Origin of the sequence: Nodularia harveyana UHCC-0300, from assembly GCF_034931085.1 — a bacterium.
GTDB classification, from domain to species: domain Bacteria; phylum Cyanobacteriota; class Cyanobacteriia; order Cyanobacteriales; family Nostocaceae; genus Nodularia; species Nodularia harveyana.
In genome coordinates, this window is record NZ_JAYGHG010000001.1 from 29,990 (window position 1) to 52,935 (window position 22,946).

General features: G+C 40.1%; 27 protein-coding genes. 10 read left to right on the forward strand and 17 right to left on the reverse strand.

Going from position 1 to position 22,946, the window contains the following annotated elements:
* Positions 1 to 145: 145 nt before the first annotated feature.
* Positions 146 to 943 carry a 7-carboxy-7-deazaguanine synthase QueE gene (locus tag VB620_RS00140; RefSeq protein WP_323194094.1) on the reverse strand — a complete coding sequence of 266 codons (798 nt, stop codon included), beginning with the start codon at positions 941 to 943 and terminating at the stop codon, positions 146 to 148.
* 208 nt (positions 944 to 1,151) lie between these two features.
* Between VB620_RS00140 and VB620_RS00145 the strand changes: the two genes are divergently transcribed.
* Complete coding sequence (locus VB620_RS00145; protein WP_323194095.1) at positions 1,152 to 2,201, forward strand: anti-sigma factor antagonist; 1,050 nt, start codon at positions 1,152 to 1,154, stop codon at positions 2,199 to 2,201.
* Positions 2,202 to 2,373: 172 nt separating this feature from the next.
* Here the strand turns inward: VB620_RS00145 and VB620_RS00150 are convergent, their stop codons facing one another.
* The 10 genes from VB620_RS00150 to VB620_RS00195 all read right to left on the reverse strand — a co-directional run bounded on the left by VB620_RS00150 (position 2,374) and on the right by VB620_RS00195 (position 10,985).
* Entirely contained in the window at positions 2,374 to 2,757 is a 384-nt protein-coding gene (locus tag VB620_RS00150; RefSeq protein ID WP_323194096.1) for a type II toxin-antitoxin system VapC family toxin, read from the reverse strand.
* Positions 2,754 to 2,975: a hypothetical protein gene (locus VB620_RS00155; RefSeq protein ID WP_323194097.1), complete on the reverse strand. Its 222-nt coding sequence runs from the start codon at positions 2,973 to 2,975 to the stop codon at positions 2,754 to 2,756. Before VB620_RS00155 ends, VB620_RS00150 begins: the two co-directional genes overlap by 4 nt.
* 185 nt (positions 2,976 to 3,160) lie before the next feature.
* Positions 3,161 to 4,831, reverse strand: coding sequence for a DNA methyltransferase (locus VB620_RS00160; RefSeq protein ID WP_323194098.1), 1,671 nt, complete (start codon positions 4,829 to 4,831; stop codon positions 3,161 to 3,163).
* Between the two features lie 90 nt (positions 4,832 to 4,921).
* A complete protein-coding gene (locus VB620_RS00165; protein WP_323194099.1) occupies positions 4,922 to 5,185 on the reverse strand; it encodes a hypothetical protein in 264 nt (87 codons plus the stop codon).
* A gap of 143 nt (positions 5,186 to 5,328) precedes the next feature.
* Positions 5,329 to 6,738: a ferredoxin:protochlorophyllide reductase (ATP-dependent) subunit N gene (locus VB620_RS00170; protein ID WP_323194100.1), complete on the reverse strand. Its 1,410-nt coding sequence runs from the start codon at positions 6,736 to 6,738 to the stop codon at positions 5,329 to 5,331.
* A 139-nt stretch (positions 6,739 to 6,877) separates the two neighbouring features.
* On the reverse strand, positions 6,878 to 7,615 hold the full coding sequence (locus VB620_RS00175; protein WP_323194101.1) for a DUF5331 domain-containing protein: 738 nt from the start codon (positions 7,613 to 7,615) through the stop codon (positions 6,878 to 6,880).
* 29 nt (positions 7,616 to 7,644) lie between these two features.
* Positions 7,645 to 8,511, reverse strand: a complete 867-nt coding sequence (bchL, locus tag VB620_RS00180) for a ferredoxin:protochlorophyllide reductase (ATP-dependent) iron-sulfur ATP-binding protein (protein WP_323194102.1) — start codon at positions 8,509 to 8,511, stop codon at positions 7,645 to 7,647.
* 517 nt (positions 8,512 to 9,028) lie between these two features.
* Positions 9,029 to 9,292, reverse strand: a complete 264-nt coding sequence (locus VB620_RS00185) for a TIGR02450 family Trp-rich protein (RefSeq protein ID WP_323194377.1) — start codon at positions 9,290 to 9,292, stop codon at positions 9,029 to 9,031.
* Positions 9,293 to 9,476: 184 nt separating this feature from the next.
* Positions 9,477 to 9,833, reverse strand: coding sequence for a hypothetical protein (locus tag VB620_RS00190; RefSeq protein WP_323194103.1), 357 nt, complete (start codon positions 9,831 to 9,833; stop codon positions 9,477 to 9,479).
* A gap of 24 nt (positions 9,834 to 9,857) precedes the next feature.
* Positions 9,858 to 10,985, reverse strand: coding sequence for a saccharopine dehydrogenase family protein (locus VB620_RS00195; protein WP_323194104.1), 1,128 nt, complete (start codon positions 10,983 to 10,985; stop codon positions 9,858 to 9,860).
* A gap of 206 nt (positions 10,986 to 11,191) precedes the next feature.
* On the opposite strand from VB620_RS00195, the gene VB620_RS00200 reads away from it, so the two are divergent.
* Complete coding sequence (locus VB620_RS00200; protein WP_323194105.1) at positions 11,192 to 11,479, forward strand: sll1863 family stress response protein; 288 nt, start codon at positions 11,192 to 11,194, stop codon at positions 11,477 to 11,479.
* Positions 11,480 to 11,520: 41 nt separating this feature from the next.
* On the opposite strand, the gene VB620_RS00205 is transcribed toward VB620_RS00200, so the two are convergent.
* The 4 genes from VB620_RS00205 to VB620_RS00220 form a co-directional block, all read right to left on the reverse strand.
* Positions 11,521 to 12,300 (reverse strand): photosystem II S4 domain protein, encoded by a 780-nt coding sequence (locus tag VB620_RS00205; RefSeq protein WP_323194106.1) that lies wholly within the window; start codon positions 12,298 to 12,300, stop codon positions 11,521 to 11,523.
* 130 nt (positions 12,301 to 12,430) lie between these two features.
* On the reverse strand, positions 12,431 to 12,937 hold the full coding sequence (locus VB620_RS00210) for a hypothetical protein (protein ID WP_323194107.1): 507 nt from the start codon (positions 12,935 to 12,937) through the stop codon (positions 12,431 to 12,433).
* A gap of 191 nt (positions 12,938 to 13,128) precedes the next feature.
* On the reverse strand, positions 13,129 to 13,506 hold the full coding sequence (locus VB620_RS00215) for a hypothetical protein (RefSeq protein ID WP_323194108.1): 378 nt from the start codon (positions 13,504 to 13,506) through the stop codon (positions 13,129 to 13,131).
* A gap of 184 nt (positions 13,507 to 13,690) precedes the next feature.
* Complete coding sequence (locus tag VB620_RS00220) at positions 13,691 to 15,145, reverse strand: MFS transporter (protein WP_323194109.1); 1,455 nt, start codon at positions 15,143 to 15,145, stop codon at positions 13,691 to 13,693.
* Positions 15,146 to 15,200: 55 nt separating this feature from the next.
* On the opposite strand from VB620_RS00220, the gene VB620_RS00225 reads away from it, so the two are divergent.
* Positions 15,201 to 15,695, forward strand: coding sequence for a phosphoribosyltransferase (locus VB620_RS00225; RefSeq protein ID WP_323194110.1), 495 nt, complete (start codon positions 15,201 to 15,203; stop codon positions 15,693 to 15,695).
* 45 nt (positions 15,696 to 15,740) lie between these two features.
* Here VB620_RS00225 and chrA read toward each other — a convergent pair whose 3' ends face one another.
* A complete protein-coding gene (gene chrA, locus VB620_RS00230) occupies positions 15,741 to 16,976 on the reverse strand; it encodes a chromate efflux transporter (RefSeq protein WP_323194111.1) in 1,236 nt (411 codons plus the stop codon).
* 428 nt (positions 16,977 to 17,404) lie between these two features.
* Between chrA and VB620_RS00235 the strand changes: the two genes are divergently transcribed.
* A complete protein-coding gene (locus VB620_RS00235; protein ID WP_323194112.1) occupies positions 17,405 to 18,265 on the forward strand; it encodes a hypothetical protein in 861 nt (286 codons plus the stop codon).
* Between the two features lie 35 nt (positions 18,266 to 18,300).
* Here the strand turns inward: VB620_RS00235 and VB620_RS00240 are convergent, their stop codons facing one another.
* On the reverse strand, positions 18,301 to 19,218 hold the full coding sequence (locus VB620_RS00240) for an AEC family transporter (RefSeq protein ID WP_323194113.1): 918 nt from the start codon (positions 19,216 to 19,218) through the stop codon (positions 18,301 to 18,303).
* A 98-nt stretch (positions 19,219 to 19,316) separates the two neighbouring features.
* On the opposite strand from VB620_RS00240, the gene VB620_RS00245 reads away from it, so the two are divergent.
* The 6 genes from VB620_RS00245 to VB620_RS00270 all read left to right on the forward strand — a co-directional run bounded on the left by VB620_RS00245 (position 19,317) and on the right by VB620_RS00270 (position 22,910).
* The gene (locus VB620_RS00245) at positions 19,317 to 20,129 is read left to right on the forward strand and encodes a M15 family metallopeptidase (RefSeq protein ID WP_323194114.1); all 813 of its coding nucleotides are present in this window, start codon (positions 19,317 to 19,319) and stop codon (positions 20,127 to 20,129) included.
* A 568-nt stretch (positions 20,130 to 20,697) separates the two neighbouring features.
* Complete coding sequence (locus tag VB620_RS00250; protein ID WP_323194115.1) at positions 20,698 to 21,351, forward strand: MotA/TolQ/ExbB proton channel family protein; 654 nt, start codon at positions 20,698 to 20,700, stop codon at positions 21,349 to 21,351.
* Entirely contained in the window at positions 21,335 to 21,739 is a 405-nt protein-coding gene (locus VB620_RS00255) for an ExbD/TolR family protein (RefSeq protein ID WP_323194116.1), read from the forward strand. The genes VB620_RS00250 and VB620_RS00255 overlap by 17 nt, the downstream gene beginning before the upstream one ends.
* Before the next feature lie 278 nt (positions 21,740 to 22,017).
* Positions 22,018 to 22,257 carry a CTB family bacteriocin gene (locus tag VB620_RS00260; protein WP_323194117.1) on the forward strand — a complete coding sequence of 80 codons (240 nt, stop codon included), beginning with the start codon at positions 22,018 to 22,020 and terminating at the stop codon, positions 22,255 to 22,257.
* A 100-nt stretch (positions 22,258 to 22,357) separates the two neighbouring features.
* Positions 22,358 to 22,612: a CTB family bacteriocin gene (locus tag VB620_RS00265; RefSeq protein WP_323194118.1), complete on the forward strand. Its 255-nt coding sequence runs from the start codon at positions 22,358 to 22,360 to the stop codon at positions 22,610 to 22,612.
* A 28-nt stretch (positions 22,613 to 22,640) separates the two neighbouring features.
* Positions 22,641 to 22,910, forward strand: coding sequence for a CTB family bacteriocin (locus VB620_RS00270; protein WP_323194119.1), 270 nt, complete (start codon positions 22,641 to 22,643; stop codon positions 22,908 to 22,910).
* Positions 22,911 to 22,946: the final 36 nt, after the last annotated feature.

Genomic DNA, 22,946 nt, shown 5'->3' on the forward strand with positions numbered 1-22,946 from the left:
CTTGTAATTCCTAGCTAGTTGCTCTAAAAGAATAAAAATAGGCTTAATCCGGAAATCCAACGTCTTGCTGACATCATGTAAATACCGTATCAGTTTCGGACTCCGGAATTCAAAGTGGGTTAATCACAGGTCAAAGTCTTGATGATTACATTTGATCTAACATTTTATGCGTTTGAGGTATGACCCGGACTTGTGGTATAAACTGCTTCATCAGAGCTTGCCAAGTCAAGACTTTTTCTGGAGTAGGTGCGAGTACAGGCATTTCCGTAAGTTGTGCAGAGGCTGGTAAAGGTGTTACAGGTTGTAAAAATACGGGGATATCTGGGCTGATATCTGCCACCATTGCGGCAGAATGTTCTAACTCGGCTGGATTTGTATTTTCAGCAATAATTATCTTGACAAACGTATTGAGATGTGAATCGGCGCATAATTGTAAAAATTTTGTATGTTCTTGCCAGAGACTTTCGCCGCTCACACTAGGCAGTTTTAAATCCATGCCCACAGAGTCTAGGTAGGGTAAAATCATCGCTAACTGTTCTGGGCGATGTCCTCCAGATTCGAGATATATGGGCAATTTGGTAAGCGATCGCACCTGGGGCAGAAATTCCTTTAAGAAAGCTGCATGAAGAAGGGGTTCGCCTCCAGTTAAGCTAATGCTATCGTGTAGACAAGGTAGGTTTTGCCTTTCCACCCATTGGAGTAACATGGGTAGTGGGACAGGGTTAGAGTGGATTTCAAAGTCGCGCAATCCAGGCGATCGCTCTATCCGACAAGTAGCGGGTGCATTCCAAGTGTGAGCGCTATCGCAAAAGTGGCAGCGCAAATCACATAAAGCAAAACGAAGAAAAATTTGACGTGTCCCGACATTCAGTCCTTCCCCTTGAATAGCAGAAAAGACCTCTATGAGACGTGCTGTAGGTTGAACGGTAGTTTTCACAGTCATGGAATATTAGCAACGCGATCGCGGTGTATCGGCACAAGAGATGAGATGTTTTATTCACTTCTGATTCTATTGTGAATCTTTGCGGGCAATCTTGGCTAATATCCTGACTCAGTAACTATTAGTGTTTATGCCTACCTATGAACTGTCACCCCAGTAAGAGGTTAAGTAAATTCCCAGGATAAAATAATTTTTGGCAGTTTAAATTTACATGGCAACGAAAGTGCAAAGCTTCATGACTAGCCAACCCACACAGGAAGACTTTCCCGTTACTTCCTTCCAAGAAACTGTAATAGTGCAGGTTCCAGCGCGGTTAAGCGTGCTTGAGGCAGTAAGCTTTAAGCAAACCTGCCAAGATTTAACTCAAGAAAATATACCTCCCAAGCAAATTATTATTGATTTTCATCAAACTACTTTTATGGATAGTAGTGGTTTAGGGGCTTTGGTGAGTAATTTAAAAAATGCCCAAAGAAAAGGTATTACTTTGACTTTGCGGAGTGTTACTCCTCAAGTCATGGCAGTGTTAAACCTCACAGGATTAGATGAAGTTTTCCTCATTGAGTCTAGCAATCCCAGGTTGCTCAGAGAAACTGAAAAACACACAAATACCCATAAAAGTAATTCTCGCAAAGTAGAGCCACCACCCACCACTCATCCCTCTGTAGCATCTTGGATGAAAAGGGTTATAGATATTATTGGCGCACTAGTGGGTTTAGTAATTACAGCATTTTTATTCATTCCCATAGTAGTGGCTATCCAAATAGATGATCCTGGTCCGATCTTCTTTGGTCAAATTCGCTGTGGTTGGATGGGAAAACAGTTTAGAATCTGGAAATTTCGTTCCATGTGTATAGATGCGGAAGCGAAAAAATGCCTAGTTAAAAATCAAGTCCAAGGTGCATTCTTCAAAAACGAAAAAGATCCCAGAGTCACGCGGGTAGGAAGGTTTTTACGCCGTACCAGTTTCGATGAATTACCACAATTTTGGAACGTCCTCAAAGGAGATATGAGCCTAGTGGGTACTAGACCACCAACACCTGATGAAGTCGAGCGCTATGAAGTTCCAGAATGGCAACGCTTAGACGTTAAACCAGGAATGAGTGGAGAATGGCAAGTCAATGGACGCTCGAAGGTAAGTAGTTTTGAAGATGTAATTCGTTTAGATTTAGAGTATCAAAAAAATTGGAGTTTATTATACGATTTGAAATTAATTTGTAAAACTGTAGCCGTTCTATTTCATAAAAATAGTGGTGCTGTTTAGTTGATTAGTTTAATTTTTCATTGGTTAGTAAACTGCCATATAATTTTCTCTTTGGTTATGCCCAAGCTTTTTATAAGTTTGGGTATTGCTTTAATTTAACTATATCTGATTGATCTGGTGTTTAGGCGATCGCTCTTTACTAACAATAAGCTAAGAAGAAAAAACCATCACCCTAATTCATGGGAAGCTCATGTAAATTCAAACCTTCGATAAAGCGAACATCTTTAAGATTCAAAGTATATAAATCAATCTTATGAACCAATGCAGTTGAAGCAATTAAAGCATCGGGGATACTCAGTTTATGACTTAGAGAGTATGTTTCCATCAATTCAATAAATTGAACAGATACCCTGACATCAACAGAGAGAATATGAAGTAATTCTAAATGTTTCTTAATTTTCCCCAATTCGAGCTTATTAATAGCACCATAATATAATTCGGCTTGAGTAATGGCACTCACAGCTAATTGATTTATCCCAATACGACGAAGCTCATAGATAACCCTAGAGTTATTCTTATAAAACTCTATGAGAATATTTGTATCACATAAAATCATTTAACATCTTTTCGCCATGCTTCTTGACGAATGGACTCAGTAGTAACATTTCTATTTTCCCACAGTCCTGCTAAAGAAAAAAAATCTTGCTCATCTTCAGATATATTCGCGTTATCTTCCATTACTTCTATAGAGTTAACAAAATCTAAACTAGAAAGAATCTTCAATAGCATTTCCGCTTTTTCCTTATCAGCCACTCGAACTATTAATTGTTCCATAGCATAATTACTCTTAATTTTGATTTTTTCTTTAATTTAACTATATCTGATTGATCTGGTCTTTAGGCGATCGCTCTTTTTAACGTTCGCGTAGCGTGCGCGTAGCGCATACCACAGAGGCGTAGAGAACACAGAGGAAGACAAACAGTAGCGTATGATTGTTGAGTTTGCTTCCTCAACCCTACCTACATCTCAAACAATTCACCCTGTTCTGCTAGATCCTGATTTTCCCTTTGTGCTTTCTTAAAAGTCGATTCACCCTGTTTCAAATCAAAAAATTCTGGTCTTTTTTCGCCATTTAATAATTCTTCAATAGTTAAAATTTGAATTTTTGCGTAATTTCTACCATTTCCAGCTTTATAAAAACCAGATAATGCTGCTTCCTTAATCATGGGTTTCGTGGGAGGAGTGAGAGTAACAAATAATCCAATTTCTGCTTTATTTGTTGCCATTGTTCCTCGTAAATCTCTAATCATAGAGGCGTTAATATTTTTACCTCCTTTAACGCTAACAATAATTTTTTTTACTGCTGTTAATTTTTTGATATCAATTACATCTTCAAAAAAAATCAATCCGTCTATACCACCATCTGCACCTTTCTTTTTATCTTTATATGGTTGAGCATTAACCAAAGAACAAGCCCACCATTCAAATTGATAGGGGTCACGTAGAAATAAATCTTCTGCTGCGGCTAAATCTCTAGGTGTACCTTCTACTTCAAATTCAATCCCTGGAACTAATTTTTGAGTTTTATTTTCATCCTCAATAAATTTGCTAGGAAAAGCGTCTCTTAATCGTTTTTCTATGAGTGCAATGGCTAAATGAGTAATATCAATTCCTATCCAATTTCTCCCTAATTTTTCAGATGCGTGTATTGCTGTACCACATCCACAAAAAGGATCAAGTACAATATCATCTTTATTACTACTCACTTTAATGATACGTTCAAGCAATGATTGTGGTTTTTGTGTAGGATATCCTAAAGCTTCTTTAGCTTGAGAGTTTACTGGCGGTATATCATCCCAAATATCAGAGATTCCTTTACCAGCGACCTCATCTAAATAACGTTTATAACGTGGTGTTTTGCCCGTTGGTGGTATAGCTATCCGTCCTTCACTCAGCCATTGTTGAGCGCGAGATTCAGGCATTCTCCAACCGTTATCAGGAGGATCGCAATCTAAAAGTTTATAAAAATAACCTCTACTAGTTTTTGGGTTTGTTAAATTATCAAATTGAAATCTTCTGCCGTTGCTGTCAATATTACAGTAGTATTGATTAATATATTTATCAGAATAACCCAAACGCAGAGGATTCCATGTAAATTGATTAGATTTTACATAGTAGAAAATGATATCTGTAACTCTTGCATACTTTTTAGCATCACTATGGCTGCTCGTTCGTTTCCAAGTAATCTGGTTACGATAATTTCTAGCATCGAAAATCAAATCTAAAATCATTTTTAGATAATGACTGGCTGTAGTATCGCAATGTAAATATAAACTACCTGTAGATTTGAGAACTCGATGTAACTCTATTAATCTAATCGCCATCATTACCAAATAAGCTGATAAGGAATTTTTCCCCAGAGTCCTCACTAATAAATCTAATAATTGATATAATTCTCCTTTTTTATGTTTAATTTGGTCTAAAAATCTCTCAGATTCAATACTCCATGTCCAAGTATCTTCAAAAGCTGTAATTTGAGCTTCTGAACGTTCACCAGTGGTATTCTTAAATAAGATATTATAATTAGATTTAGAGTTAAATGGCGGATCAAGATAAATTAAATCAATAGATTCATCAGGAATGTGATCTCTGAGAACTTGTAAGTTATCACCATAGTAAAGACGTTTCATATATTCTGTAACATTTGTTAATTAAAAATGGATTAAATCTAGGACTTACTACGTACTGGAAAAAAATAATTTGGAGAGGATAGTCGTTGATCAGTTATATTTCTGAGAACGATTTTGGATATGCTCTGCAACGATATTTTTACGATTTTCTCGTAATGATAAATCAGGATCAGCATCTTGTAATAGGTTTTCTGGATGTTTTCCTCGTCTTTGAGCGAGGGTTTGACGAGGTTTTATAGTTTGCCAATGTTGATAAATGAGTTGTTTTAGCAGTTCTTCAGAGGTAGTATTCTGTTGAGTAATAATTTCTGCTAGATAGATTTCTGTTTCTCGATCTAGGTTGATAGATATCATTTCTGTTTTATGTAATCGGTTGTATTATAATTCTAAAACATAGTTACCTGGAATTAAAGCGATCGCAACAACGAACTACACCTACTAAGATAAAAAAAGGCGAACATTTGTTCGCCTCAGCATAATATGGTGTTGATTAAAACCTAAATCTTCGCTTCTTCCTTCACCAACTTATCCCAACCCATATCTTGCAAATTATTATTCCGACGTAACGGACGAGTCACCAACTCCAGAATGTCACGGGTATTAGTAAAACCGTGAATTTGAGCAAAGGTGAACTCCACCGACCACTTAGTATTAATCCCTCTAGCTTCCAAAGGATTAGCATGAGCCATACCAGTAATTACCAAATCTGGCTTTGATTCATAAATCCGTTGCAATTGATTGTAATTATCCGGCTTCTCCACAATTCTGGGCAAGGGTACACCCATTTCGTGACAAGTCTTTTCTAACAGCGCTAACTCCGCAGCTTGATAGCGCTTATCCATGTAGGGAATACCGATTTCTTGCACTGTCATCCCACAGCGTACCAAAAACCGCGCTTGGGAGATTTCCAGCAAGTTATCACCCATGAAGAATACAGACTTACCGCGAATCAGTTTGACGTAATCTTCCACGCTTTCCCAAATTTGGGCTTCACGCTCATCCAAACCCTTCGGAGTAATACCAAACACAGAGCAAATCTTCTCTACCCAGGCGCGAGTACCATCAGGGCCAATGGGGAAAGGTGCGCCAATTAGTTTACACTTGCGGCGACGCATTAAAGTAGACGCGGTACGACTGAGGAATGGATTGACACCAGCGACATAATACCCTTCTTCAATTACTGGCAGTTCAGTAAAGCGTTTTGCAGGTAGCCAGCCGGAAACTCTAATTCCTTGTTTCTTCAGTTCTAAAGTTAACTGAGTCACTACAGGATCAGGAAGAGAACCGAAGAGAACCAGGGGTGGATGATCTACATACTCAGATTCATCTTGGATAACTTCTTCTTTCTTTTTACCGAAGTTTAGCAGCTTTTGGATGGCGTTGCGATCGCCCTTTTCCGTTTCCGTTTCCGCCGCCGGCGCATGGGTAGGACAACGATGAGCCATTGCCGCCAAAACAGTGTCTTCTCCCTGGGTAAAGGCGTAATCTAGACCATTTGCACGGGCAACAACAATAGGTATACCAATATCTGATTCTAGCTTCGGTGCTAAACCTTCCAAGTCAGTTTTAATAATTTCTGTAGTGCAAGTACCAATCCAAACAATTACACTAGGATTGCGATCGCGCTTAATTTGCAAACACAACCGCTTTAACTCCTCATAATCATTCAGCTGTGCCGAAATATCCCCCTCTTCCAACTCTGCCATTGCATAGCGAGGTTCAGCAAAAATCATTACCCCCATCGCATTTTGCAGGAAATACCCACAAGTCTTAGTACCAATTACCAAAAAGAAGCTATCTTCGATTTTTTGGTACAACCACGCCACACAGCTGATAGGGCAGAAGGTATGGTAATTCCCAGTTTCACACTCAAAGTTTAAAGCTTCTGGTTGTTGAGCGATAGTCATAATTTTTTTCCCCTTGATATTTAATAGCAGATAAATATAGGTTAGGCATGAGGGGGAGATAATCCTTACCCCTGCATACCTTGCTTTCTGGCACATACAACCAATTAGCAGTCCCTATATTCAACAGGAACGGTAATAATTAAGTGTTGGGGAACAGACGAGCAATTTCTGATTCATCAAAAACTCCTGACGGCAGTTCTTCCCCTAATAAATCGTTATTTTCTTCATTGTTATTGTGCAATGCTGTTTCCTCACCCCAGACATCTGACAATACATCTTTAAAAGCGCCTTCGTCCGATGTATTCAAATCATCCAGCATTTGGTCATCCAAATTTTCTGCCGATGTAGGAGCATCAAAAGAAATCTCGCCAAAATCATCCGCTTCCCCGCCGAGTCCTTCACTGAACTCATCAGCCAGTTGCTTATCGCTAGATTGGGATTCGTCGAATCCTATAGTTTGGGGTTCAGAATCCATCTCAAAGCCATTTTCATAGGAAAGTGCCAGAGTTTCATCCTCCATGTTTTCATCCGCAGTCACTTCTGACTCATATTGATGAATTTCTTCTGGCTCTTCTGATTCTACAGGGGGAATAAAACGATTACCGAGAGCAATGTCTGGGTCAAAATGCAAATCTAGCACTTCAATCAAAGTATCAGCATCAGGATTAAGTCTGGAAAACGGCATCATTAACTGTGCCAGTTTTGGTTCTAGAGCATTAATCACGCCAAGGATGAGGTATGAAGATGGTCGCTTACCGCCATCAGGAGTGTAAACAGACTCCGCTTTCATGTGCAGGATAATCCATTCACGGTTTGCCTGAAAGAATTGTAACCACTTCTGTCTGATTGAATCTGTAAAGCTATTAAAGAAAGCCATATTTCTCCTCACCCTAAATATAGATGATGTTATACGATCATCAAGTCTAGTGCTTCTTCGGAATTAGGAACCTCGTGTTTACCCGGATTTAAATAAAAATCAGACAACAAAGAGAACAATTCCCGATCTGGATAGTCATTAGGCACAACACCTTCTGGACGCGCCAAAATTTGGTCAGCGATGCTGAGGTAGTAATCGCAAACGTAGTTCAGAGAAGGTTCATGTTCTGCCATTTCAAATAAAGTTTTACCCTTGACGCGGGAAACACGGATATCTTCAATTAAAGGTAAAACCTCTAAAATTGGCATAGCTACGGATTCTACATATTTCTCAATCAAATCCCGCTTAGAAGTCCGGTTGCCAATTAAACCAGCCAAACGTAGGGGATGGGTGCGGGCTTTTTCCCTAACTGAAGCCGCAATTCGATTGGCAGCAAACAAGGCATCAAAGCCATTGTCAGTCACAATCATACAGTAATCTGCATAGTTGAGTGGAGCGGCAAAACCACCACAGACAACGTCACCTAGCACATCAAACAGAATTACATCATACTCATCAAAAGCGTTGAGTTCTTTCAGTAATTTTACTGTTTCCCCAACCACGTAACCGCCACATCCTGCACCAGCCGGTGGACCACCTGCTTCTACGCAATCTACACCACCATAGCCTTTATAAATTACATCTTCTGGCCAAACATCTTCATAGTGGTAGTCCTTTTCTTGGAGGGTATCGATAATTGTGGGAATTAGAAACCCTGTGAGCGTAAAGGTGCTGTCGTGTTTGGGGTCACAACCAATTTGCAGAACTTTTTTGCCGCGTTTGGCTAGGGCGACGGATATATTACAGCTAGTTGTGGATTTACCAATACCACCTTTTCCGTAAACTGCTAGTTTCACTGTTGTTTGCCTCTAAATCATTTGTTGTCAAACTCGTGGCTCAAGCTATTGCCTTCGCCTAGCCGCAGATGGCGATGTGTGAGCTATGTGATTGTCATTATTGTCGAAATTACACAGAAAAGAAAGGGGTTTTAAATATAAAAAACGCATTTATTAGCTTTCTTAAGGATTATGAAAGATTTAAAGGATTCATTTTCCAACTAAATACCCTAGAATACTCAAAAAATTAACTTTTTTAAAACTTATTATCCTTTTTTTATAAATAAGTTACAAAACACAAAATATTCTATATGTACTTTTGTATATAGTTTTCATCCATTTAAACTACCTGAAGGCAGACTAAAAACCACTCAAATGAGTAAGTTTGAAGGTTGAAGAGATAGATGCACTATGCGATCCTGAAAATAATCATCGAAATGACCTCAGCAGGTATATCGGCAAATGCCAGTGAGTAGTAATACTATCTCAGTTATCTTTTTCAGCCTTTGATAATTTGTTTGTAATAAATTATTAATTTTCAGAAATTGCCTGATATTTCAGTTTCTGGTGCTGAAATTTCCTGGAGTGATTGCCAGCCAGCTTGCCACTGAGAGTTATCTTGTAACAATTTAGCATTTAACCAAAAACGAACACTAGGATCACAAGCAGCAACCATTTCAGCATAAACCCACTTACTCTGATTTTTGCGGTTAACCACTTGAAAATGCCGCCAGCCATCTATTTTTTTATGTGTTGTCCACTTAGAACCAACTAGGTGAGGAAATTTTTGTTTTTTAGGCATGGAATATAGTAAATGAGGCATAGAATACGGGACATGGGGCATTAGTTTCTCCTTATTGCCCAATCAACCTGGAAATTTAGATAAAATCGGATCGTCTCAATTACGAATTACGAATTACGAATTACGAATTACGAATTACGAATTACGAATTACGAATTACGAATTACGAATTACGAATTACGAATTACGAATTAGTTTCAGCCGTGACTAAATCGCCATTCCGGGTATATTTATAACAAGATATTTTATCATCTTCCTCAATACATAATGAGAACCATCGGATATGATGCCAGCAAGTATTAATACTGTTGGTAATTTTGCGCTTTTTTCGGTATAAACGTTGTCTAATAATTTCATTAGGGCAAAGAATCTCTAATGTGCCTCTACCATCTTCATTGTCGATGATCCGAAATAAGCATTGTTGCAACAATGCACGACTACTGCTGTCAAAACATTCTTTAAAGCGCTCTAACTTTTCACCTTCTGTCATTTGGCTAACGCGCTTTACTGGAAATAAATCTTCGTCATCAAAGTCAGTCATTTTTAGTATCCACTATGGTTGTTTCTAGATAATTTCTATAGGCGCTGAAAAATTGCCGTGATTTATATTAATTCCTCTTTTGTGCATAGCTTGCATAAATAAATCCGTGGTTACTGCTACTTCTACTGTTGAGACACCTGGTTTTTTCAGTTTACCCTCTAACAGTAATTGGGCAATGCTACCTGCACCACAACCAGCAGCTATGGCTGTATTTTCATGTACTAATGTAGAACAGTAAACAGATGTTTCTCCATTTTTTTTACCTGTAACTTCTGAACGCACTGCTACGCCAATGCCACTAAAATTATTAGTGAAATCTGTCATTAAATAACTGACACGCGATAGAAATTCAACCATGTAGCGACGCTGGATTAACCACTTAGGAAATATATGTGCGGTGATCCAAGTCAGGTGGTTATAAAAGTCGGGAATAGAACCAAACTTGGTAACTACAGTTTTAATTGATGGGAAGCTTTGGGGCATTGTAAATGTTTCTGGCATATCAAACCAGTAAACGCCACTGCTGCCATAAGGAGGGGGAAAATCGACGATTTCTCGTTGACTATAAGGTGATATATTTTGCCATTTTCCATCTATCCAAGCGCTAAAAGGATATTGTAATCCTAAAAAAGTTGTCCGCATGACTGTAATTCCTGCACCGCCAGAACCAGATACTAAATAACTTAAATGTATTTTTTCTGGTTGATCAAATTGCTCGACACATTGACGTACCATGCTGTTAGAAATTCCGGGAAAAATCCCAGTATTAATGATTGCGGTAACTCCCGCAGCTACGGCTTGTTGATGATATTTTAAGGCTTTGTTAGTGTAGGAACGATGGTCACTAACATCTATATAGTTGACACCTTGTTCAATGCAAATTTGCAGAACATGAGGATCTCGGTGGTGAAATGGCCCGGCACAATGGATAACTAAGTTAGAGTTAACGATCGCCTGTCTCAATTTATCAACTTCTGCCAAGTCCAATACCAAAAAATTAACTTTCTTACCCAAAGACAAGTTAACACTCCTTCTCGTCTCTGGTGAACGTCCAGTAATTGTAATTTCTGCCTGGGTATGGTTGACTAAATCCGCCGCAACACTGCTACCGATCCGCCCTCTTCCGCCAAGTATCAAAACGCGGTCTGTCATGACTCCAGTATAGGTAATATTAATTTCTATTTGAGCAGCTTTTTGTCATTTGTGTCATCGGTTATTAGTATAAATTGCCCAAAAAAGTGTAAAGCAGATATTTGTAAGTGAATATGCTTAAATTTATATAATATTTAGGGAAAATTTTAATTAAGCTGATATATTCGTGGGAGGTAACAACTTTTATATATAGTACGGAGATAAAAATGGAAGATAAAAAGGCTTATCAGGATTCAATGGAAGCGAAATTTAGGGAATTAGGCGTTAAGATTGACGATCTGCAAGTGAAAGCAGAAAAAGCAGGTACAGATGCTAAGGCTGGCTTGAATCAGCAAATTGAGGATTTGAAAACCAAGCGTAATGCTATGCAGCAGAAGCTCAAAGATTTAAAATCTTCCAGTGACGAGGCTTGGGGGAGTATGCAAACTGGGCTAAAAAGTGCCTGGGATGAATTAAGTAGTGCTGTAGAGGATGCTGCTTCTAAGTTTAAATAATGTCAATCTGAGAAATGGAGATTAATCACAGTGAGGATGGTTTAGATATATCTGGTTAATTGAACTCGGTAACGTTCTTTTTTAGTAATGGCAATTTCTCCTACTTCTAAACGTCCTTTACCGCGAATAGCGATTAAGTCGCCGGATTTTACCTGCGAACTGGCTTGATTAATGTCTTTCCAGTTAACGCGGACATCACCACCCTCGATAAAGCTAACCATTTTGCTGCGGGACATCCCAAAACCAGCCGAGGCGATCGCATCTAAGCGCAAAGAAGCTTCCACTGTGGTTAATTCCTTTTTCTTCGGTTCCCTAACTTTTAACTCATTGATATCAATGGGTTGAGTTTTCACTGGGACTGAACGCACCTGTTGCAGACTTATTTGTAAAAATTCTGCTAACTCTGGGGTGACAATTGCTTGCGCTCCCCGTTCTCCGAGAATAATAATGTCTCCGGTCTTTTCTCTGACGATTCCTGTCCCCAGCATTGCGCCTAAAAAGTCGCGGTGAGTGGCGGTATCAAATAAGAAATTTCCGGCAATTTCTAAAGCTACGAGGTCAACTTGAGATGGATCTAGAGGAAGTTCCGAACGTGCGATCGCCATACGTTGGCGTTCTGCTTGGGGATAGCCGCCCCAGGACACTAACTGCACATCTGTTAACCGACTGAATACCCGGTGAATTTCTGCCAATTCCGGCGGAGACAAAAAATCAGTGAACACAACTTCCCAAGTTTTAATCGCTTTTTCTGCCTGATCAATCACACGAGCGACACTATCTCGATTTTCGACACCCTTTAAAAGTTCTTCTCTTGGTAACATTATTTAAATTATAAATTTTCAATTGTTACAGGACTTACGGAAAATTATGAAAGAACAAACCACAAAGGACACAAAGGACACAAAGTTAAGAGGGTTTCAGAGAGTTCTTGCGTAAGTCCTATGTTAATTACTACGTGTTAGATGTATCAGCATAACCTTGAATATTTTCTGGTTCAAATTTACGTAAGATCCGGGTTACTTGCCGACTAATAGCTTCAGAAACCTGAACCACAACTATATATTTACCCATATCTAAACGATTGCGGTAGGTTAAAGCATCACCACCGCCCAGGATTAAGCCCACACCACCACCGACAAATACACTACCCATTCCACCACTACCAGCGCCCAGAAGTCCAGCCACAATGTGATTCCCAATTTCCCCCGCCCAACCAAAGGTATTTAAACCAGTAATCAGGCTGAAAGTAGCACCTGCAAAAAAGCCAAATGGTATCAGCCAATATGACATCAGCTTTGCTTGCTTTTTAGCTTGTTCTTTAGGATCAACCAAACCAAACTCATCAGCAGTTTTATAACCGCGACCGAGGATAGTGCTTGTAATCCCCTCTGCTTCTAGAGCTAAATAAGCGGCTTCGGCTTGAATGCGGTCTGGTAATACGGCAACAACGTAATTCATTGATTAAATAATAATTGTCTGATAAAAGTTCTTAATTAACAGCGTATCAGTGCTGTAGGAATTTATCTTGTACCTAAGTTCAGAGATTGAGAACTAGACAGGGTAGAAGAAACAACGGTAACTGCTGTGGTAATACAAATGTCAGATTTTATTGAGGATATTTCTATTATCCCATTATCTGGGAGTAGAGATCATTGAAGTGAGTCCAGTGGTTCACAAAAATCATTTATGCCTTGTTTGAGAATATATATCAGAACTGGAGTTGCCAAAATTTGAGGAAATGTCGGCGTAGTTTGGAGACGTTCCATGATTCTCAATAGTGAGTTACCGAGTAAGTCTTCTCGATATTCTGGTTCACAAACCACCGCGCGCCATTTTCTCGCCATAGCATCTAACCACTCAGAATTAGTCATTCCTGGTTCTTGTCCGGCGCGAATAGCCAGAGTCATGGCTGCATCTTCTAAATCGCCATCACAATCTTCAATTAAGTCTAGCGCTTCCATAGCTTTTGAGTCTTCTGCTAATTGAGAACGAAAGAAGGCTATTTCCTGGGATGTAACTGTAGTCATAGGGTTTTTAGAATCCAAATCTTGCAATATTCAGCTATGGTAGTGCAATTTTAATGATTTTAGGACTTACGCAGAAATTACGGAATAACTAACCACAGAGACGCAGAGGACACAGAGGAATCAGGATTTCAGAGAGTTTTTGCGTAAGTCCTGGATTTTTAATGATGAAGATTTCTCCCATAGTTCAAGCGCCGCTATTTTCCTGACGTGCTTTCAGTTTCATCATAATTTCGGCGTGCATCTCACGGGTAATTGGGTAAAAATAGGTGAGAAATACACCACAAATTAAGAACACTGTAGGTAATGGACCGACGGCGATGCGGATGGCTACTAGTGCTGAGTCTGGTTGTATGGGTAGAGGTTGTCCGGCTATGGTTGGTTGAAATCCGGCGGATTGTAAAGCGTTTCCTACTAAAAAGATTCCCAGAGCTAAACCTAATTTTTGCAGTAAAACCATGAAGCCATAAAAAATCCCTTCTCGGCGTTGTCCGGTGTTAAATTCATCTAAGTCAATGACATCTGGAATCAGCGACCAAGGAACGAGATAAGCTGTGGACACACCAACACCAGCCATTACAGCCATAAAATACATCAACGGTATCTGACTAGGCTGTAAAAAAAATAGTCCGCCGGCGGCGATAATCCATGAACTCATTCCCAGGAAATAAACTACTTTTTTACCAATTTTCTTACTTAAAGCACTCCAAATAAATAACATGAGTAAGGCTGTTCCTTGGACTGCAATCATCACGGTGGGGACATCTGAATTAGTCAAACCCATACAGTTGATTACAAAATAAGGAATGGTGGTGGCTGTTACCTGTACTCCTAGCCAAGAAAAAAGATATATACCAATGACAAATAGAAAAGGTCGATTGCTAAAGACTACTTTTATTTGTTCTGAGAAGGGTATAGATTTTGGTTGTTCGAGTTGGTGACGTTTGGTTTCAAAAGCCAAGACGCGATCGCGCACGCCGAAAATACATATATATAATGCTAAAACGGAAATTACTGCACAAATCCCCGCTAATAGCAGATATTGTTCTTGCTCATTGCGGTCAGTAGAAAAAATAATTTGCGCTAAAATCAACGATAAAATACTGCCACCAATAGAAAAAGCGAAGCGAAAACTATTCAGGGTAGTACGTTCATCATAATTTTGAGTTAGCTCTGGTGTCATGGCTGCATAAGGCAAACTCACAACGGTGAAAAACACCTGAGATAGTAACCCAATCACCACATAATACCAAAACAATGGCCAAATATTACTACTCTGGTCGGCACTAAAACGCGGTACAATCCACTGCAAGAAAAAGATTATCCCAAAAGGAATTGCTCCGTAGAGCATCCAAGGTAAACGACGACCCCAGCGACGAGATTTAGTTCTATCTGACAACACACCAATAATCGGATCGTTGATGGCATCCCAAATTTTACCAATCATTAAAATGCTACCAGCTAATCCCGCCGGAATCCCAGCCACATTGGTAAAGAAAACCAGCAGAAAAAATATGGAAATATTACCAGTAATTGCGGGTCCTAAATCTCCCGCACCATAAGCCAATTTGGTTTTCAAATCCAATTTAGGATTTTCTGGATTAATGGGGGCATAATCATCAACAGAATTGTTTATGCTCATACTAAAATTAAAATTTGGGATTTAAATTAACTATTAATTAAAAAGTAGCTTTTTTATGGCAAACCTTTACATTTCTTGGTCAGATTATCATCAAAAAATTGAACGTTTAGCAGCCCAGATATATCAATCAGGCTGGAAGTTCAACCAGATTGTCTGTCTTGCTAGAGGGGGAATGCGGGTGGGAGATATTATTTCCCGGATATATAAACAGCCTCTGGCAATTTTAGCTACATCTTCTTATGGTGGCAGTGGTCAGCAAGAAAGAGGGAATTTAACCTTGGCTCGCCACTTAACAATGACGACTGAAAAATTAGGTTCTCAGGTTCTCCTAGTTGATGATTTGGTAGATTCTGGAGTCACACTAGAGCAGAGTATACCTTGGCTTCAGCAAAATAGTAATTACGCCGTTAAGGAAATTCGCACAGCTGTACTCTGGTACAAAGCCTGTTCTACAATTAAACCTGATTATTATGTCGATTATCTCCCGGATAACCCCTGGATTCATCAACCCTTTGAACACTATGAAAAGATGAATCCCGCAGAATTGTAGCTGATAACTGATAACTGATAACTGATAACTGATAACTGATAACTGTTAAAAACTGCCAGCAATTAAGCCGATAACTGCACCAGCCGGGACTAATTGCCATGTGGGACGTTTGAAGCGAATCAGGGCTATTAAAGCGACAACGCAGATAATTAGGGCTAAGATGGAGCGCTCCAAGGTATCTTGAAAAATAGCAGTTTGTGCGAGGGGAATGGCCGCAGCTGCGATCGCACCCAGAACCGCCGGAGTTACCCCCTTCAAGAAGCTGCGAATCCAGGGGTTTTTACGAATGCGAACTAAAAGCGGTGCAGCCCCCATAATGAATAAAAATGATGGGGTAAAAATGGCCACGGCAGAAATTAACGCCCCCAACGCCCCAGCTACCTTATAACCGACAAAAGCAGCCGTAATTACCACAGGACCGGGAGTAAATTCACCAAGTGCAACACCATCAAGAAATTCGCTGCGGGTTAACCAATGAAATTGATTGACTACTTCCAATTCCAACAAGGGGATAATTACTAATCCACCGCCGAAGATAAAACTACCGACTTTGAGAAAGAACAAGGTTAAGGTTAAATAATACTCATTAATCCGTTCTATTCCCCAAAAACTAGACAGCGCCAAAGTATCAGTAGTGACAGTTGCTAGTGTTTTCGGCAACACCTGCATCATTGGTAAGAAGGGAAGCCAAGCACTGGTGCGATTTGATGGACTGTAGAGGATTAACCCAACTATACCCGCTACGATAAATTGCCATAGCACATTGATTTTTAATAGTGAAGTCACAAGTAAAACAGAGATGGCGATCGCCACACCTGGAACATCAGTAATTGCCCGTTTCGCTAACTTCCAGCAAAAGCCAAAGATAATTGCAATTACCACCGGGGTAATCCCCAAAAACAAATCTTTAATCTGCGGTATACCCTGAAACCGAAAATATGCCCAAGACAGAGCCAGCATGATCACAAAAGCCGGCAAAATAAAACAAATACCAGCCACTAAAGCCCCCAAATGTCCCGCCCGCAAATACCCCGTATAAATTCCCATCTGGGTAGAAGCAGGACCCGGTAACATCTCGCACACCGCCACTCCTGCCAAAAAATCTTCTTGACTAAACCAGCCTCGCCGCACGACAGTTTCATCATTAATCATGGCAATGTGAGCTTGAGGACCACCAAAGCCAATCAATCCCAACTTGAGAAAAAGTTGAGCAAGTTCTAGCAATCGGGTAGATAAACTAAGCTGTGTTTCCACAGAGTCATGATTACTTTGCTGATTCATCTCTACCTCTTTGTGAAGATATGCAGGATCAAAAGTGAATTTAAAAACTCAAAATTTAAAAGTAATAGGACTTACGCACAAATCACGGAATAACTAACCACAGAGACGCAGAGGACACAGAGGAATTAGGATTTGAGAGGGTTTTTGCGTAAGTCCTCAAGAACATAAGTAAGGTTCGATGATCATCTCATATATTATTTGAATTTATTATTTATCTTTCAGAAGTTAGAAAAAATAAATGATCCAAATGATGGAAGAAAAGAAAAAATTGAGTTGGTAATATAGCTAAGTCTGTAAGATTCGTATGCAATTTATGCTCCTAGTTTATTTACTAGATAATTCACCGATATAAATAAATTTACCAGTGATGAGCAGATATTGCCTCTCTGATTCCAGAGAACGAACAACAAGTATGAGGAGCTTTTTTTATGTTGAATAGACTGAACACAAATCACTTCAGCCGTTGTGTCAGCTTTGCCAATGGTAATAATAGTTTGATACCAAAACGGTGGAAGTCCAAAGGTATTACAGCTTTAGCGCTGGGGACTTTGCTGCTTTCTGGTTGTAATAATGGGTTTCGAGAAGCAGTTGCTCCGGAATCACCAGACAATGTTGTCACTGAAGAAGTTTCAGATATGACCAATCAGCTGATCGGTCAAACCGTAACCATTAGAAGTAAACCGATCCGCTTAGTAAGTCCCACCAGCTTTACAGTCACGGATCAGAAATTATTCAGTGGCGACAACATCCTAGTTGTTAATGCTACAGGGGAACCTTTTACTCTCCCTGATGGGCAGGATATAGAAATTCAAGCGACAGGAGAGGTTCGCCAATTTGTACTGGCAGAAATTAATAGAGATTACAAGTTAAACTTGCAGTCAGACTTATATAGTGAATACGAAAACCAGCCTGTAATTATTGCCCAGTCAATGGCATTAGCACCACAACCAGGGGATATCATTTCCAACCCCACAACATACTATGGTAAAACTCTGGCGGTAGCAGGTGAAGTAGCAGATACGAAAAATCAACTTTCATTTACCTTGAATGAAGACCAATTACTGGGTGGAGAAAAGTTACTAGTGCTACGTACCGATCCGCAACCGAGTATCAGTGATCAAGAAAGTATAGTTGTGACAGGTGTGCTGCGTCCGTTTGTCGTTGCTGAACTAGAGCGAGATTATGACCTCACTTGGGATTTAAATGTGCAGAGACAGCTAGAAGTTGAGTATAGCAATCAACCTGTGATAGTTGCTGACGGTGTTTATCCTTCGGCTGTTGACCAATAACATCAGAATTAATAGGGTGGGGAACAGCGCTTTATTCAAAACAGCCAAAGCCACAGGGGGAGAGTAACTAGTAATACCATACACCCCATCGCTAAGGAGGTAACAGCCAAGTCGCGGTCAAGATTAAAAGTCTCCGCAATTACCAGTGTGGCAAATGCTGGCGGCATAGACATTTGTAATACAATTACCAGTGCAGGTTCGCCAGTCACCCCCAAAAGTGGTAGTAAACTGCCGATAACTAAGGGAACAATTAACATTTTAATTGTTAAGCTAATTCCTGCTGGTGGTAGCTTGTGCCAGGAAGTTAGCCCCGAAAGTCGCATCCCAATTAATACTAGAGTTAAAGCCACCACAATCCAAGCTAATGTTTCTAAGGTAGATTCCCAGACAGTGGGGAGTGTAACTTGACGAAACAGCAAGCCAAAGGCGAAACTCCACAGGGCTGGATTAATTAAAAGAGATTTAGTAATTTGCCCATAATTCCGGATATTTCCCCCGAAATGAGATGCCAAAACTATTCCTAAACCGTAAGCCCCGAATAGTGTTCCCAACATATCGTAGAATAAAGCCCAGGCAAAGTATTCTGGCCCTGCTAATGCCAGGCTAATGGGAAAACCCAAATAACCTGTGTTACCTATCATTGCTGCCAAAAACAAGCTACCTTGAGTTGACTTTTGGTAAGTAGTGTGAGTGAAATAGGCTTGTCCTCTCATTCCGCACCAAGCCAAAAACGCTCCCAGTGAAATAGCTAAATAGGCGATCGCCGGCGCAATCCAAATCTGTCCTGATAAATCAGCTTGACGTAAAAAAGCCACAATACTGATTGGTACTCCTACCCAAAATAGTCCTTGACCCACACGGTTAGGAACTGAGTTAGGTAGTTTACGTCCCAGAATAAAGCCCATTAGGACTAATCCCACCAGTTTGACGTATAGTTCTAGGAGGTTAGCCAAGATTGTGTCCAGGAAGAATAGATGTGAATACTACCGCAAATAATCACTGTCCAGTCTACAATCTTGGATGGATATTGCATAAAAGCAGGAGTTGATCCTTGAATAAAGACCGGTTCTCTGGACAACCGCATAACTTATCAGGTAACTCTAGTGAAGATATTCCAGAAGCTTTACGGGATAGCCCTGAAGTGCCACCGAAAGGATTTTCGCCGACTCTAATTTTACTATTCACAGGAGTTGGAGGCGTAATCTTACTGGGTTTAATTGCTAGTTTTTGGTTCCTTGTCATCTTACCCAGAAACAGAGTTGACCCTCAAACTACATCTAACAACACAACTCCCACAACACAACCGAGTAATTCTGTCAATACTCAAGAAAATAATATCGATAGCCTCTTGGGTCATTTGACATACCCAGAAGCCCCAGAATCGGAACTATTATCAATTACCGCCGATGGGCGAATTAGATTACGAACAGCCGCCGCCGCCAGGTATCAATCTATGAGCGAAGCCGCCCGAAGTGATGGTGTAATTTTAGTGCCAATTTCGGGTTTTCGTTCCATAGAACAGCAGGAACAATTATTTTTTGGTGTCGGTGCTAAACGCAATCAAACCCCAGCCGAGAGAGCAATTGTCAGTGCGCCTCCTGGACATAGTGAACATCACACAGGCTACGCCGTGGATATCGGTGATGGTGCAGTACCAGCCACTAATCTGCAAACGAATTTTGAAAATACCAAAGCTTTCCAGTGGTTAGAAGGAAATGCAGCCCGGTTTGGCTTTGAACTATCCTTTCCTAAAAATAATTCTCAAGGTGTGAGTTATGAACCTTGGCACTGGCGTTTTGTGGGCGATCGCCATAGCCTAGAATTATTCTACAAAGCCAAAAATCTCAACACCACACAACCATAATCTAAATTACCATCGCATCTATAGGACTGTCAGATCATAGCGATGAGCTTCTATACACAAGTATCCATGAGAGAAGTTGCGAAAAATCTCGTGGATTACTTAAACTTATGGAATATACTATTAATACCGATGAAAAACCGCGTATTTACAAGTTGTGAACCGTAAATACCCCGGAATGCATTCGGCGGAGTCTGCCAACAGTTGGGCAGATAACGAAATTAGCCCTTGAATCTAATATAAATATAATTCCCACAGGTATAAATAATTATAGCTGGAAAAAGAGACACATCCAGAGACGGTTTAGGCAACACAATTCAGACATTCGCACCGATAAATAGGCGATCGCCAAGCATATCACATCTACCAGTCAAAAAAATAACTTGCTAGCTCAATCCAAGCATTTCAACTTTTACCTTTGAATTTTCCTATAAGAACCTGTTCACCTCGTTGAGTCTGTGTAAAAAACTGATAGAACTGCCAGTTATTTTTAATAACCCTTGATACACTCTTGACAAATACTCTCAATTTACTACAAGATTCTACTCATCGATCTGTGACGAGGCATTCAATGGGAATTAATAATCTGTTTACGGCTGGCGGTATCGTCATGTGGCCACTATTTGGATTTTCAGTACTAGCAGTAGCCCTGATTATTGAACGTATCCGGTTTTGGGTCAGAATAAATAACCGCCAAAGCCGTGTCATTAGAGAAGTCTTAAATCTCTATCGCCTAGATAACGTAGTTGGTGCAATGGATAAATTGCGGAAGAATGCAGATTTGCCTTTAGCGCGCATCTTTCTTTCACCTCTGGAATTAGAAGAACCGAACCCCGAAGAATTTCGTTTAGCACTAGAAAGTGAAGCCCAAGCAGAGATACCCCTACTCAAACGCTTCCAAAACATATTTGAGACAATTATCGGTTTAGCACCACTATTAGGACTACTGGGGACAGTATTAGGATTAATAGCTTCCTTTGCATCCTTAGATATAGGTGACGTGGGAGGTACAAAAACCGCAGGTGTCACCGCAGGTATTAGTGAAGCCCTAGTTTCCACCGCCACAGGATTAGTAGTCGCTATATTTACACTATTATTTGCCAACTCTTTCCGGGGTTTATATATCCGTCAAATAGCCCTTATTCAAGAATATGGCGGACAATTAGAACTACTTTACCGCCGACGTTACGAACGAGGAGAGAAAAACTATGCGCCTACAAGATGAACCAGATTTACCAGCACAGATAAATATCCTACCAATGATTGACGTGATATTTGCCATTCTCACCTTTTTTATCATGTCAACCCTGTTTTTAACCAGGTCGGAAGGGTTACCAGTCAATTTACCTCAAGCAAGCACCGCTACAGCACAGCAAATTCCCACCAGAATTACCGTCACCCTAGATGCAAAAGGAATACTGAGTGTTAATCGTCAACCAAGTACAGTGGATTCCTTAGCAGAGCAATTACGTACTATAATTGGTTCCAACTCAGAATCCTTAGTCATTATAAATGCTGATGAAAAAGTCGGTCATGGTCAAGTAGTCGCCATTATGGATCAGGTACGTCAGGTAAAAGGAGCGAAATTAGCCATCTCTACCCAGAAACCCTAAACACACATTAAACCAATATTTTGGCTGATTCTGCTAGCTCATAAAACACAGCAGTGGAATGTTTATCGTAGTTTTGCCCCCAACTATATTTAGTATCTTTTGCTGTTGATTACCGAAAACTGTAATCTGTTTATGTAGTTTCAGGCAACTAACATTGTTAAAAATATTGGTTGACTTCTGCAATCGAGGCGGTTATTATAATATCGAACCACAATCTAATTAGTCAAAAAGACTACAAATTGTGGTGAGCATTCCTAATTACCGTAAAGGTCACAATCATGTTGAACTCATTGTTTACCGAAATCTCCTCAGAGCAACAAGAAACCGTAGTTGGTGGATTTACCTTCAACTTTGGTTCTACCAATTTCCAAGGTTCTCAAGAAAACACTTCAACCAGCACAACTTCTGACCCTAATGGTGGTAGCAGCACAACCAGCACCACTGGAAACGTACAAGTTATCACCTTCGGCCAAACCTTTAACGGTTTCAACCTACCTACCGGCTTCTTCGATTCATAATTTAGTGATCTCTCCCTGGGTTGATTGGCGAAAAAGACGACCAACTCAGGTAAAATTTTGCACTAGCAACCATACTCATTGATTCATTTAAATTACCATCATGTTGAACCAACTTTTTACCGAAATCTCCTCAGAACAACAAGAAACCGTAGTTGGTGGATTCACCATCAACTTTGGCCAAACTGGTTTTTCTGGTACTGAAGAAAACACTTCAACTACAACTACCTCTATCCCAAATGGTGGTAGCAGCACAGACAGCGTAACTGGCAACGTAGTAGTTACTACAGAAGGCTTCACCGCCAACGGATTCGATCTACCTGACACCTTCACTTTCGCCAGTCTTTTCGGTTTCTAACCGAAAACAGTATTCCTAACTACAAGAAATGACAACATCCAACCAACTATTCATCGAAGTCTCCTCAGAGCAGCAAGAAATGGTTGCTGGTGGGTTCACCGTTAACTTCGGGGAAACTGGTTTTTCTGGTGCTAATAGCATAACCACCACAACTACTACCACTAACCCAGATGGTACTAGCTCCACACAGAGCGGAACTAACAACGTAACAGTTCAGACAGGTGGGATCGTCTTTGCTGGCTTGAATCTAACTGAGAATGAGTTTGATTCTTTTTCCCCTAATCTCCCCGGAGGTTAGTAGTAAGAAATACTACTGACTTAAGTAATTTTTGTT

Bases quoted from the DNA above. Each gene is read 5' to 3' on its own strand.
- VB620_RS00140 (WP_323194094.1), bottom strand. From the start codon at position 943: ATGACTGTGAAAACTACCGTTCAACCTACAGCACGTCTCATAGAGGTC.
- VB620_RS00145 (WP_323194095.1), top strand. From the start codon at position 1,152: ATGGCAACGAAAGTGCAAAGCTTCATGACTAGCCAACCCACACAGGAA.
- VB620_RS00150 (WP_323194096.1), bottom strand. From the start codon at position 2,757: ATGATTTTATGTGATACAAATATTCTCATAGAGTTTTATAAGAATAAC.
- VB620_RS00155 (WP_323194097.1), bottom strand. From the start codon at position 2,975: ATGGAACAATTAATAGTTCGAGTGGCTGATAAGGAAAAAGCGGAAATG.
- VB620_RS00160 (WP_323194098.1), bottom strand. From the start codon at position 4,831: ATGAAACGTCTTTACTATGGTGATAACTTACAAGTTCTCAGAGATCAC.
- VB620_RS00165 (WP_323194099.1), bottom strand. From the start codon at position 5,185: ATGATATCTATCAACCTAGATCGAGAAACAGAAATCTATCTAGCAGAA.
- VB620_RS00170 (WP_323194100.1), bottom strand. From the start codon at position 6,738: ATGACTATCGCTCAACAACCAGAAGCTTTAAACTTTGAGTGTGAAACT.
- VB620_RS00175 (WP_323194101.1), bottom strand. From the start codon at position 7,615: ATGGCTTTCTTTAATAGCTTTACAGATTCAATCAGACAGAAGTGGTTA.
- VB620_RS00185 (WP_323194377.1), bottom strand. From the start codon at position 9,292: ATGCCTAAAAAACAAAAATTTCCTCACCTAGTTGGTTCTAAGTGGACA.
- VB620_RS00190 (WP_323194103.1), bottom strand. From the start codon at position 9,833: ATGACTGACTTTGATGACGAAGATTTATTTCCAGTAAAGCGCGTTAGC.
- VB620_RS00195 (WP_323194104.1), bottom strand. From the start codon at position 10,985: ATGACAGACCGCGTTTTGATACTTGGCGGAAGAGGGCGGATCGGTAGC.
- VB620_RS00200 (WP_323194105.1), top strand. From the start codon at position 11,192: ATGGAAGATAAAAAGGCTTATCAGGATTCAATGGAAGCGAAATTTAGG.
- VB620_RS00205 (WP_323194106.1), bottom strand. From the start codon at position 12,300: ATGTTACCAAGAGAAGAACTTTTAAAGGGTGTCGAAAATCGAGATAGT.
- VB620_RS00210 (WP_323194107.1), bottom strand. From the start codon at position 12,937: ATGAATTACGTTGTTGCCGTATTACCAGACCGCATTCAAGCCGAAGCC.
- VB620_RS00215 (WP_323194108.1), bottom strand. From the start codon at position 13,506: ATGACTACAGTTACATCCCAGGAAATAGCCTTCTTTCGTTCTCAATTA.
- VB620_RS00220 (WP_323194109.1), bottom strand. From the start codon at position 15,145: ATGAGCATAAACAATTCTGTTGATGATTATGCCCCCATTAATCCAGAA.
- VB620_RS00225 (WP_323194110.1), top strand. From the start codon at position 15,201: ATGGCAAACCTTTACATTTCTTGGTCAGATTATCATCAAAAAATTGAA.
- chrA (WP_323194111.1), bottom strand. From the start codon at position 16,976: ATGAATCAGCAAAGTAATCATGACTCTGTGGAAACACAGCTTAGTTTA.
- VB620_RS00235 (WP_323194112.1), top strand. From the start codon at position 17,405: ATGTTGAATAGACTGAACACAAATCACTTCAGCCGTTGTGTCAGCTTT.
- VB620_RS00250 (WP_323194115.1), top strand. From the start codon at position 20,698: ATGGGAATTAATAATCTGTTTACGGCTGGCGGTATCGTCATGTGGCCA.
- VB620_RS00255 (WP_323194116.1), top strand. From the start codon at position 21,335: ATGCGCCTACAAGATGAACCAGATTTACCAGCACAGATAAATATCCTA.
- VB620_RS00260 (WP_323194117.1), top strand. From the start codon at position 22,018: ATGTTGAACTCATTGTTTACCGAAATCTCCTCAGAGCAACAAGAAACC.
- VB620_RS00265 (WP_323194118.1), top strand. From the start codon at position 22,358: ATGTTGAACCAACTTTTTACCGAAATCTCCTCAGAACAACAAGAAACC.
- VB620_RS00270 (WP_323194119.1), top strand. From the start codon at position 22,641: ATGACAACATCCAACCAACTATTCATCGAAGTCTCCTCAGAGCAGCAA.